9 protein-coding genes are annotated in these 12,186 nt (G+C 57.8%); 2 read left to right on the top strand and 7 right to left on the bottom strand.

Annotated elements, in window-relative coordinates:
* The first annotated feature begins 16 nt into the window (after positions 1-16).
* Positions 17-787: a lysophospholipid acyltransferase family protein gene (locus tag HZ99_RS17475; protein ID WP_038444739.1), complete on the top strand. Its 771-nt coding sequence runs from the start codon at positions 17-19 to the stop codon at positions 785-787.
* Positions 788-957: 170 nt separating this feature from the next.
* On the opposite strand, the gene HZ99_RS17470 is transcribed toward HZ99_RS17475, so the two are convergent.
* The 3 genes from HZ99_RS17470 to HZ99_RS17460 all read right to left on the bottom strand — a co-directional run bounded on the left by HZ99_RS17470 (position 958) and on the right by HZ99_RS17460 (position 4,911).
* Positions 958-3,261, bottom strand: coding sequence for a CHASE2 domain-containing protein (locus HZ99_RS17470; RefSeq protein ID WP_038444737.1), 2,304 nt, complete (start codon positions 3,259-3,261; stop codon positions 958-960).
* 18 nt (positions 3,262-3,279) lie between these two features.
* The gene (locus tag HZ99_RS17465; protein WP_038444735.1) at positions 3,280-4,269 is read right to left on the bottom strand and encodes a FecR family protein; all 990 of its coding nucleotides are present in this window, start codon (positions 4,267-4,269) and stop codon (positions 3,280-3,282) included.
* Positions 4,270-4,638: 369 nt separating this feature from the next.
* Positions 4,639-4,911 carry a hypothetical protein gene (locus HZ99_RS17460; RefSeq protein WP_038444733.1) on the bottom strand — a complete coding sequence of 91 codons (273 nt, stop codon included), beginning with the start codon at positions 4,909-4,911 and terminating at the stop codon, positions 4,639-4,641.
* 199 nt (positions 4,912-5,110) lie between these two features.
* On the opposite strand from HZ99_RS17460, the gene HZ99_RS17455 reads away from it, so the two are divergent.
* Complete coding sequence (locus HZ99_RS17455) at positions 5,111-5,830, top strand: response regulator transcription factor (RefSeq protein WP_038444732.1); 720 nt, start codon at positions 5,111-5,113, stop codon at positions 5,828-5,830.
* A gap of 86 nt (positions 5,831-5,916) precedes the next feature.
* Here the strand turns inward: HZ99_RS17455 and gyrB are convergent, their stop codons facing one another.
* From gyrB to dnaA, 4 genes are read right to left on the bottom strand one after another with little or no spacing between them, the layout of a single operon-like run.
* Positions 5,917-8,334: a DNA topoisomerase (ATP-hydrolyzing) subunit B gene (gene gyrB / locus HZ99_RS17450; RefSeq protein ID WP_038444730.1), complete on the bottom strand. Its 2,418-nt coding sequence runs from the start codon at positions 8,332-8,334 to the stop codon at positions 5,917-5,919.
* A 4-nt stretch (positions 8,335-8,338) separates the two neighbouring features.
* Positions 8,339-9,442, bottom strand: a complete 1,104-nt coding sequence (recF, locus tag HZ99_RS17445; RefSeq protein WP_038444728.1) for a DNA replication/repair protein RecF — start codon at positions 9,440-9,442, stop codon at positions 8,339-8,341.
* 20 nt (positions 9,443-9,462) lie between these two features.
* Entirely contained in the window at positions 9,463-10,566 is a 1,104-nt protein-coding gene (dnaN, locus tag HZ99_RS17440; protein ID WP_029290193.1) for a DNA polymerase III subunit beta, read from the bottom strand.
* 39 nt (positions 10,567-10,605) lie between these two features.
* Positions 10,606-12,126, bottom strand: a complete 1,521-nt coding sequence (dnaA, locus tag HZ99_RS17435) for a chromosomal replication initiator protein DnaA (protein ID WP_038444726.1) — start codon at positions 12,124-12,126, stop codon at positions 10,606-10,608.
* Positions 12,127-12,186: the final 60 nt, after the last annotated feature.

Genomic DNA, 12,186 nt, shown 5'->3' with positions numbered 1-12,186 from the left:
AACGGTAAATGCTGCCATGTCGATTTTGCAGGCCATCAGAACCTTCTTCTTTTACCTGCTGCTGGGCACCAGTTCGTTTCTCTGGTGCACCCTGAGCTTTTTCATTGCGCCCTTTTTGCCATTCAAGGCGCGCTATCGCTTTATCAATGTCTATTGGTGCCGCTGCGCTTTGTGGCTGACCAAGGTGTTCCTGGGCATTCGTTTCGAGGTCAAGGGCGCCGAGAATGTCCCGGACCAACCGTGCGTGATTCTGTCGAACCACCAGAGCACCTGGGAGACCTTCTTCCTTTCTGCGTATTTCTCGCCCCTGAGCCAGGTGCTCAAGCGTGAGCTGCTGTTCGTACCGTTCTTTGGCTGGGCCATGGCCATGCTGCGCCCGATTGCCATCGACCGGGACAACCCCAAGGCTGCGCTCAAGCATGTGGCGAAGAAGGGTGACGAGTTGCTCAAGGATGGCGTTTGGGTACTGATCTTCCCAGAAGGCACCCGCGTTCCCTTTGGCACTGTAGGCAAATTCTCTCGGGGCGGTACGGCATTGGCGGTTAACGCCAACCTGCCGGTACTGCCGATTGCCCACAACGCTGGAAAGTTCTGGCCCAAGGAAGGTTGGGCCAAGCGTAAAGGCACCATTACCGTGGTGATCGGCGAGCCGATGTATGCCGAAGGGGAAGGACCACGTGCAATTGCCGCACTCAATGACCGCGCTGCCGCCTGGAATGAAGCGCAGCAACGGGCCATGGGTTCGCTGCCGCCACTGCCCGTTGCAGAAGACCACGCGGTGATCTGACGTTCTGTGGATAACCTGTGTACGGTTTGTTGGCGAAATGCAATTTTCGGCATGTAGCCTTATGATTTTATTACATATTTCTTAAGCTAATAAAACGACGAAAAACGTGCATAAGTTTTTTCGACCATTGAAGACCGGCCCTTGCGGCCGGTTTTTTATGCACAGCTGTTTTACTCGTCCCACAACGGCAATTGCAGGCTGAAAACCGTACCTTGTCCCACCACACTCTCACAGCCAATCCGCCCCCCATGACGGTCCATCACGGCCTTGACCATGGTCAGTCCCAGCCCCAGGCCTTCACTGCCCTGGGCAGAAGCAAAACGCCGATATTGACTGAACAGTTCAGGAAGGTCCTGGGCTGCGATGCCGGGGCCCTGATCCTGGATATGACAGGCCAGCCATTGACCGTTGCGTTCAAGGCGCACCGTTACCGTGGTCCCGGATGGGCTGTACTTGATCGCATTCTCCATCAGGTTGAACAGGGCACGGGTCAGTAGCGATTGATCCGCCAGGACCATATCCTCACCCGCCTCGTGCAGGTCATGGACCAACTGGATTTTTTTCAATTGGGCCAGCAGCGCGACCTGGTCAAATGCATCGAGAACCAGCATGGCAAACAGGCTGGGCTCAAACTGATAACCGTCGGACTCGGCCTTGGCCAATTGAACGAACGATTCGGTCAGATTCAATGCCCGCCGCACTTGCTGTTCGATCTGGGTAAACACCTGCGAGACATCCGAGGTCTCGTGCCGTTGCACATCCAGCAACGCCAGAATTGCCGAGTGGGGAGCCCGCAGATCATGGGAGAGAAAGCGCAGCAGGGTCTCACGCTGCTGCTGGGCGTCACGTTCGATACTCAGGTCAGTCAGGCTCAACAGCCAGCCCAGGGCTACATCACCATCGGCCGGTAACAGAGGGGCCAGCTCCAGGCGCAGACTGCGTTGCTGGGTATCGCGGAACTCGACGATTTCCAGGGCCGACAGCGGCGTGTGTACCTGGCCCTGCAAGGGCGGGTAACCCAATGCCGCCAGTTGCTCCAACAGGTTCTCGGTAATCAGCTCGCTGCCAAACACATCCCGAGCAATGCGGTTTGCCAGCAATATCTCGCCCGAGGGATCGGTAATCAATGTGGCCACCGGCAGGCACTCCAGGCCATCGGCCATAAAGCGTCGGGTGTCGCGGGTACGGCTGACCGCTTGCTCCAGGGCCACGATACGGCCCTGCAACACGTCGCCATTGCTGACGGCGGCACGACGGCGCTCCGGCAGCACCTTGGGTTCGCTGTCGAGGCGCGCCAACTCCCAGCCGAAGTAGGCCAGAATCACGCTCAGGCGGCGCCAGTTCCAAATCAGGTAGCCCAGCAGCATGCCGATCAGCGTGGCCGCTGGCGACCACCAAAGCCCCAGGCGCAGCAAGCCCCAGGAAGCGAGGAGGGCGCCACCCATGCAGCCCAGGGTCAGCCACAGCGCATAACGCGGGCGCAACAACAGCAAGCCCAGCAACAATGCGACCATTGAGGTGGACAGCAGCGTGGCCAGCCAGCCAGGCAACACGGTAATGCTGCGCCCTTGCAGCAGGCCGTTGAGGATATTGGCCTGGATCTCGACGCCCGGGGTGGTACCGACAGTGGCCGAAAGCGGTGTCACATAGCGATCGCCCATGCCCGGCGCAGTGGCTCCCACCAGGATGATCCGATCACGCAGCAATTGGGCGGGGACTTCACCGCGTAGCACGCTGACATACGGCACGCTGGGAAAGCCATTGTCGGCAGCGATAAACGGAATGCGGATGGCTTTGTCCCGTTGCCAATCGGATGCTTCAGAAGGCGCTGACAGCCCAGGCATATCGGTGTGCTGGCCGGTCAGCTCAAAGGCCAACCAAGCCAGTTGCGGGACCAGTTGCCCCGGCGGCCCTTCACGCAAGTAGAGACTGCGCACAATGCCGTCGCTGTCAGCTTCCACGTTGATATGACCCACCCCCCTGGCACAGTCGCGCAGGGGCAGCACCGGGAGAATCTGCATGAGGGGTTGCCCCAGGCGCGGCGTTCCTTCACGAATCAACGGCAACAGGACATTGCCGGCATTGCAGATCGCGTGGGCCAGGCGTTGATCATTGGCCGGCTCACGCGCCGGTTCGCTGAAGATCACATCGAGTAGGATCCCGGCGGGTTTGGCGGCACTCAACTGGTCGATCAGGTCGGCGTGCAGGCGGCGCGACCATGGCCACTGGCCGAGCTCCCGGAGACTCATGTCGTCAATGTTCACCAACAGAATGCGCGGATCCACCGGCAACGGCGCCATGCGCCGCAGGCTGTCGTACAACAGGTTATTCAGGGACAGGCCAGGGCTCAGGGACAGAAAAGCCGTCATCGGCAGCAGAAGCAAGCTGATCCACAGCCACTCACGGACCAGCCCATTGAACAGGCGTTGTGCCTGGGTCGGCTGACGCTGTTCAGCCCGGCGCCACCACTTCACCGTCCGAGCGCCGCAGTGCTACTGCACACGGGTGGCAGGTGGGTAATAGAAGATGTCATAAACGCCCGCTTCTCCTTCCAGTCCCTGGTCGTCAAAGGCCGACACGCGAACGTGATAGAACGAGGCCTTGAGTCCAGTGAAGCTCAAGCGCGGTTCACTGGAGAAGTTTTCCTGCTTGATGTTCATGAAGGTTTTATCGGTGGCCACTTGCGCACGGTAGCGCTGGGCGCCCGGTTGCGGATGCAGGATCAATGTCCAGACGGGCGCATCGCCTTTCTGGCCGTCCTGGCCCATCAGGCGCGGAGCGGGCAGGAGGTCGATCGTCTTCAACTCGCCCTGGGTCTTGAGAAGCACCCCTTGGAGGGCGCCGACCTTCAGTTCACCTTCCACCGGGCCCGTCTGCGGCTTTTTCTTGGGCTGTTTGCCCACCGGCGGCGGCTCGGCACGGCTGGCGGCCACCTGGCCGTTGAGCACTTCGACAACCGATTGCTGATCGTCGTTACGCACACGAAAGTGCGTACCGCGCACACCGAGTACGCCCACCGGCGTCACGATCTGAAAGCGGTCATAGTCGCTGGTCCGCTTGAGTACATAGGCTTCCACTTGCCCTTGTTGCAGGATCACCTGGGGGATCGCCTGTTCTTCCACCAGATGCAAACGCACTTCGGAACTGGAAGGCAAGACAATCCGCGAACCATCGCCCAACAACAAGCTGACAAACGCCGAGGGTGAGGTTTTTACGCTTTCCTGTTCATCAATCAGCATGCCTTCCTCCAACACGCTGGGGCGTCCCTTGATGTCCAGCTTCCAGGCTTCACCGGTCAGGTGCTGGACGACTGCCGGCAGCGGCTGTGCCCGGCACATCAGGTTGTCATCGACGTAGGGCGCACGCACAGGTGCAGGCTTGGCCAGAACATGCGGGCTATTGATAGCAAGCACCAACGCCAGGCTTGAGCCGAACAGAGAGGAAAGGCAATAGTGGCGAGGAAAGAGGGTCATGGCACTCATCAAGGTTCTAGTTCTAAAGGTCCGTCAGACTGCACATTCAGAAAGTGTCTTGCGGCGGTAGGCCTTGAATTTTGCCTACGATACCTGATGACGCATCGAACTCGATAGCCGTAGAGTCAGGGATGAGGTGCTAGATAAAGGTGACACATCCCTGTGTCTGCCGGATCGGCGATACCGAACCGGTTGTATATCGAAGAAATACTGTCCCTCACATCCCTCCGACAGCAGCCCGTAGCGAATTGCGGACTACAGATGATACGTCCGTGTATCGAGAGCGCTTCCCGCGCACGCCCTCCGTGTGCCACTCAGCGAAAGAGAATTTACCTACAAGAGTGGTGCATAGGGGCGTAGCGCAACATTTGTTCAGATTCAGAAGACCCATCGCTGGTCCTGGTCCAGCACACTACCGTGTTGAAAGGCCTGCGGGGCGTCAACCTCTCTGAGTCCCGCGTAACCGAGACCGTCTACGGATTCGGTGTACACCACCATTTCGTCAAGTGAAGCAGACTGCGCCGGGCTGCTGGCGTCCACCATGTCCATCCCAAAACCCGTTGCTACAACCAGCCCCAACATCTTTCCCCACACTCTGACCTTCTGCACGAGACTCACTTGTCCCGACAGCGCATAAAACCTGATTGCCATTGATCCTTTTCCTGAGGGGCTTGAGCCGGTATCTTTCCAGCTGGGTACGCGATGTCTTACAGCCCTTGGGCTATCTGATATCAGCGTACCGAGAGATTCAGGGAGCTTGAGAAACTGACCATAATTGTTCAGATTCAACGCCGACCCCATTCGCTCTCTTCAACCGCAGCAACACTCTTCAAGAAGAAAGGACCCTGCCATGCGTGTCGCGATACTGGATGACGAACCTGCCGAATTGCGGCGGGTGGAACAGACACTGCGACAAATCCCGAGTACCTCGGAGCAGCCATGGGCGCTGCATTGTTTCGAGCGCGGCGAAGACTTGCTGCGCCAACTGCGCCGAGAAACCTTCGACTTGCTGGTACTCGACTGGCAGTTGCCAGACCTGAGCGGTATCGCGATCCTGCGCTGGACCCGTGAACACATGGAGGCACCACCTCCTGTGATCATGCTTACCAGCCGCGATGCCGAGAGCGATATCGTCCAGGCATTGAACAGCGGTGCGGATGACTACGTCAGCAAACCGTTTCGCCCCAACGAACTGAAGGCGCGGGTCAGTGCAGTCCTGCGTCGTCACGGCCTGCAGAAATCTGCGGCCACCGAAGTGCTGGTGTTCAACGACCTGACCTTCGATGACGCCGAGCTGACGGTTAGCCGGGCCGGTGATCCAATCAACCTGACAGAACGGGAATACCGTCTGGCGCGCTGCCTGTTCGCTAACCTGGCCCGGCCGCTGTCACGGGAGTATCTCTATGAACGGTTCTGGACCCATGAAGAGATGGTGTCCTCACGACCACTGGATACCCACATCTATCGACTGCGCAACAAGCTTGGGCTGACACCCGAACGGGGTTGGCAGTTGTTGACCATCTATGGCTACGGCTATCGGTTGGAGAGCGTGACCTCTGCCACGGCATAGCAGATGTTCCACGTGGAGCATTAAAAAATGGGCAATAAAAAAGGCCAACGCTAAGCGTTGGCCTTTTTTGTTGCGCAATAGCTTTATCAGAAATCCAGGTTGGACACTGCCAAGGCATTGCTCTCGATGAAGTCACGACGTGGCTCGACCGCATCACCCATCAGGGTGTTGAAGATCTGGTCCGCGCCAATGGCGTCTTCGATGGTCACGCGCAGCATGCGGCGCTGGGCCGGGTCCATGGTGGTTTCCCACAGTTGATCCGGGTTCATTTCGCCCAGACCTTTGTATCGCTGGATGGTGTGGCGCTTGGTGCTTTCTGCCATCAACCAGTCCAGGGCTTCCTTGAACTCCTTGACCTGCTTCTTGCGTTCGCCGCGCTGAATATAAGCACCGTCGTCCAGCAAGGTGCTCAATTGCGCGCCAAGGGTGACAACCGTCTTGTAGTCATTGCTGCCGAAGAAGTCACGGTTGAAGGTGACATAGTTCGACAGGCCGTGGGAGATCAGTTCAACCTCCGGCAGCCAGACGTTACGTTCACGGTCTTCACGCAGGCTGGCTTTGTACACCAGGCCCGACTTTTCGACAGTACGCAGGCGCACTTCATACTGGGCCAGCCAATCCTGCATCGCTGCATGATCGCCCAGCTGTTCCAGGCTGACGGCCGGCAGGTAAATGAAGTGTTCAGTCAACTCCTGAGGGTACAGGCGCGACAAACGCTTGAGGGTCTTCATCACCATGCGGAAGTCGTTTACCAGGCGTTCCAGCGCCTCACCGGAGATGCCCGGGGCTTCATCGTTCAAGTGCAGGCTGGCATCTTCCAGGGCCGACTGCGTCATGTACTCTTCCATGGCGTCGTCGTCTTTGATGTATTGCTCTTGCTTGCCCTTTTTCACTTTGTACAGCGGCGGCTGGGCGATGTAGATATAGCCACGCTCAATCAGCTCCGGCAACTGGCGGAAGAAGAAGGTCAGCAACAGAGTACGGATGTGCGAACCGTCGACGTCAGCATCGGTCATGATGATGATGTTGTGATAGCGCAGTTTGTCGATGTTGTACTCTTCACGACCAATGCCACAGCCCAAGGCGGTGATCAAGGTGCCGACTTCCTGGGAGGAAATCATCTTGTCGAAACGCGCTTTCTCGACGTTGAGGATCTTACCCTTCAACGGCAGGATCGCCTGCGTGCGGCGGTTACGACCCTGCTTGGCGGAACCGCCAGCAGAGTCACCTTCCACCAGATACAGTTCGGAAAGGGCAGGGTCCTTCTCCTGGCAGTCTGCCAGTTTGCCCGGCAGGCCAGCGATATCCAGCGCGCCTTTACGACGAGTCATTTCACGGGCTTTACGCGCCGCTTCACGAGCCCGTGCCGCATCAATCATCTTGCCGACGACCAGCTTGGCTTCGTTAGGGTTTTCCAGCAGGAAGTCGGAGAAGTACTTGCCCATTTCCTGTTCGACAGCCGTCTTCACTTCAGAAGAAACCAGCTTGTCTTTAGTCTGGGAGCTGAACTTCGGATCCGGAACCTTGACCGAAATAATCGCGGTCAGGCCTTCACGGGCATCGTCACCGGTGGTGGCGACTTTGTGCTTCTTCGCCAGGCCTTCAGCTTCGATGTAGGTGTTCAGGTTACGCGTCAGTGCGGAACGGAACCCTACCAGGTGAGTACCACCGTCACGCTGAGGAATGTTGTTGGTGAAGCACAGTAGGTTCTCGTTGAAACTGTCGTTCCACTGCAGGGCGATTTCCACGCCGATGCCATCTTCACGCTGAATGTTGAAGTGGAACACCTGGTTGACCGCAGTCTTGTTGGTGTTCAGGTATTCAACAAACGCACGCAGGCCGCCTTCGTACTTGAACAGCTCTTCCTTGCCGCTGCGTTCGTCCTTGAGGACGATACCCACACCGGAGTTGAGGAACGACAGTTCACGAATACGCTTGGCCAGGATGTCCCAACTGAAGTGGATATTCTTGAAGGTGTCAGCCGAAGGTTTGAAGTGAATCTGGGTGCCTGTGGTTTCACTGTCACCGACGATTGCCATGGGAGCCTGAGGCACACCATGCACATAGGTCTGTTCCCAGATCTTGCCGCTGCGGCGAACGGTCAGAATCAACTCTTCCGACAGGGCGTTTACCACCGACACACCTACACCGTGCAAACCGCCGGATACTTTATAGGAGTTGTCGTCGAACTTACCGCCGGCGTGGAGCACGGTCATGATGACCTCTGCCGCCGATACGCCTTCTTCTTTATGCACATCTACCGGAATGCCGCGACCGTTGTCGCGTACAGTGATGGATTCATCCGGGTGGATGATGATACTGATGTCGTCGCAATGGCCGGCGAGCGCTTCGTCGATGGAGTTGTCGACCACCTCGAACACCATGTGGTGCAGACCGCTGCCATCATCGGTGTCGCCAATGTACATACCGGGACGTTTGCGTACGGCATCCAAACCTTTCAGCACTTTAATGCTGGTTGAGTCGTACGTGTTTTCTTCGCTCATGCCTTCACTCCCGATGGTCGTGGGTCTGGGTGATACGGCCTTGTTCCACGTGGAACAAAGCGACTGGCGTTTCCGTCTGCCAGCCTTCCCTCAATAATTCGTGGTCTACACAGGTAATAAATACCTGGCAGCGTAAGTCTTCCAACAAGCGGCATAGCGCGCGGCGGTGTTGCTCGTCCAACTCGGAGGGCAAGTCATCCACCAGATAAATACACTGACCACGCCGGGCTTGGCTAACCAAATGCCCCTGGGCGATACGCAACGCGCAGACCAGCAACTTCTGCTGTCCACGGGACAAGATATCCGCGGCGTTATGTGCGCCTAATCTAAGACGCAAATCAGCCCGTTGCGGTCCAGCCTGGGTGTGGCCAATTTGCTGATCCCGTTGCAAAGAGGTGGCGAGTACTGCACTCAAGTCACGCTCTTTGTCCCAACCACGGTAGTAGCTCAGTGTCAGCCCCTCGAGTTCCAGCAACTCACTCAAGGTCTGTTCAAAGACTGGTTTCAAGGCTTTGATATAGGTGCGGCGGTATTCATCAATTTCGTCGCTGGCCAGGCACAGTTCACGGTCCCAGGCCGCTTGCGAAGCGGCGTCAAGTGTACCATGCCGCAGCCATGAGTTCCGCTGCCGCAGGGCCTTCTGCAGGCGCTGCCAAGTAGCCATGAACCTTGGTTCCACGTGGAACACTCCCCAATCGAGGAACTGCCGGCGAATTTTCGGTGCCCCCTCCAGTAAACGGAAGCTGTCGGGGTTGATCAATTGCAGGGGCAGAATTTCCGCCAGTTGCGCCGCACTGCGCGCATTCTGCCCATCGATACGGATCTGGAACTCCCCCTGGCGATCGCGAGATATCCCCAGGCTGCTATGCCCGCCTTGCGCCAGTTCAACCTGGCCAAAAACAGTGCACGCCAATTGCTCGTACTGAATCACCGGTAGCAGACGGGCGCTGCGAAAGGAACGAGCCAGGCCCAGCAAGTGAATGGCTTCCAGCACGCTGGTTTTGCCACTGCCGTTGGCGCCGTGGAGAATATTGATGCGGGGGGAAGGGGAGAAGGTCACCGGGTGCAGATTGCGCACCGCGGTGACCGAGACACGACTGAGGGACATCTAGCGTCTGCTGAGCATGATTACAGGCGCATCGGCATAACAACGTAGGCCGAGTCGTCGTTATCGGATTCTTGCACCAGGGCACTGCTATTGGAATCCGACAGGATCAGGCGCACTTGCTCAGTGGTCATTACACCCAGAACGTCCAGCAGGTAGCTGACGTTAAAGCCAATCTCCAGCGAACCACCGTTGTAATCAACGCTGATTTCCTCTTCCGCCTCTTCCTGTTCCGGGTTGTTAGCCTGGATTTTCAGTTGGCCGTTGGCCAATTGCAGACGGATACCACGGTACTTTTCATTGGACAGGATCGCGGTACGGCTGAACGCTTCACGCAAGGCCTGCCGATCACCGATCACCAGCTTGTCGCCACCCTTCGGCAGCACGCGCTCGTAATCCGGGAACTTGCCGTCTACCAGCTTGGAGGTAAAGGTGAACTCGCCAGTGGTGGCACGAATGTGATGCTGACCCAGGACGATGCTGACATTGCCATCCGGCTCGGTGAGCAGACGCGCCAGTTCAAGGATACCTTTACGCGGCACGATCACCTGATGGCGATCCGGTTGGCCGATATCGGCCTTCATCGAGCACATGGCCAGGCGGTGACCGTCGGTAGCCACGGCACGGATGATGCCTTCGGAGACTTCCAGCAGCATACCGTTGAGGTAGTAACGCACGTCCTGCTGGGCCATGGCGAAGCTGGTGCGCTCGATCAAACGACGCAGGCGGCTTTGTTCCAGGCTGCAGGTCAGCGAGCCCGGGCCTTCTTCCACGGTCGGGAAGTCGTTGGCTGGCAAGGTCGACAAGGTGAAACGGCTGCGACCGGCCTTGACCACCAACTTCTGCTCATCGACCTTGATGTCGATCAGTGCGTCGTTGGGCAGGCTTTTGCAGATATCCATCAGCTTGCGCGCAGGCACGGTGATCTCACCCGGCTCGGCGGGTTCTTCCAGCTGTACACGACCAACCAGTTCGACTTCCAGGTCGGTACCGGTCAAAGACAATTGCTGGCCTTCGACAACCAACAGTACGTTGGAAAGTACCGGCAAGGTCTGTCGGCGCTCGACGACGCCTGCGACCAGTTGCAGGGGTTTCAACAGGGCTTCGCGTTGAATGGTGAAATGCATGGTCTAGTCCCTTGCCTTAATAAGCTGCGCTGGTGTTCATCAAGTTGTCAGTGTACGCAGCAGGTTCTTGTAGTCCTCGCGAATATCCGCGTCGGATTCCTTAAGTTCGTTGATCTTGCGGCACGCGTGCAAGACCGTGGTGTGGTCACGACCACCAAATACATCGCCAATTTCCGGCAGGCTGTGGTTGGTCAGCTCCTTGGAGAGTGCCATGGCCACCTGACGGGGACGTGCTACCGAGCGCGAACGTCGCTTGGACAACAGGTCGGAAATCTTGATCTTGTAGTACTCGGCCACGGTGCGCTGAATGTTATCCACACTCACCAGCTTGTCTTGCAGCGCCAACAGGTCCTTCAGGGATTCGCGAATCAACTCGATGGTGATATCGCGGCCCATGAAGTGCGAATGGGCGATGACGCGCTTGAGCGCGCCTTCGAGCTCACGCACGTTGGAGCGGATGCGCTGGGCAATGAAGAACGCTGCGTCGTGAGGCAGGTCGACTTTCGCCTGGTCGGCCTTCTTCATCAGGATCGCGACCCGGGTCTCCAGTTCCGGCGGCTCTACCGCAACGGTGAGACCCCAGCCAAAGCGCGACTTGAGGCGCTCTTCAAGGCCTTCGATTTCCTTCGGGTAACGGTCACTGGTGAGGATGACCTGTTGGCCACCTTCAAGCAGGGCGTTGAACGTGTGGAAAAACTCTTCCTGGGAACGTTCCTTGCGTGCGAAGAATTGAATGTCATCGATCAGCAGCGCATCGACCGAACGATAGAAGCGCTTGAATTCGTTGATCGCATTGAGCTGCAACGCCTTGACCATGTCGGCCACGAAACGCTCCGAGTGCAGGTACACGACCTTGGCATTCGGGTTCTTCTTTAATAAGTGGTTACCCACAGCGTGCATCAAGTGCGTTTTACCCAAGCCAACGCCACCATAAAGGAAGAGGGGGTTGTAACCGTGCTTGGGATTGTCGGCAACCTGCCAGGCCGCGGCGCGGGCCAACTGGTTGGATTTGCCTTCGACAAAGTTTTCAAAGGTAAAGGTGCGGTTCAGGTAGCTGGTGTGCTTGAGCGCTCCTTCGACCTGGACCGTACGCTGTTCGGCGCGTACCGGAGCCTGCTGGGAGCTGGCTCCTGCCATCGGGTCGAAGCTGTCCCGGGATGGCTCTTCACTGACCGGGGCATTTTTTTGTACCACGGACTTGCTCGCGGCTGGTGCAGCGGGAGCCGGTGCGTGGTTAACCGGGGCTGCGGCAGCCTGGGCGTGCGATGCAGCCGCCGCCAGTGGCGCATTAGGCGCAGCACGGGGAGCGGAACTGCGCTTGCTGCCTATTAATAAGGAGAGCACTGGAGCCATCCCGTTGCCATGCTCATCGAACAATTCGAGGACGCGGCTCAGGTATTTTTCGTTGACCCAGTCGAGAACAAAACGATTCGGCGCGTAGACACGCAACTCGTCGCCTTCGGCTTCGACCTGTAGTGGACGGATCCAGGTGTTGAATTGCTGGGCAGGCAGCTCATCGCGCAAAAGCTCCACGCACTGCTGCCAAAGTTCCACTGACACGGATATCCCCTAAGTTGAAAGCCGGTGAGGCAAAAACAGCCGCCATTGTAGCGGCGAGCG

This window comes from Pseudomonas fluorescens (assembly GCF_000730425.1).
GTDB classification, from domain to species: domain Bacteria; phylum Pseudomonadota; class Gammaproteobacteria; order Pseudomonadales; family Pseudomonadaceae; genus Aquipseudomonas; species Aquipseudomonas fluorescens_X.
This window is presented reverse-complemented; position numbering and strand designations above follow the sequence as displayed.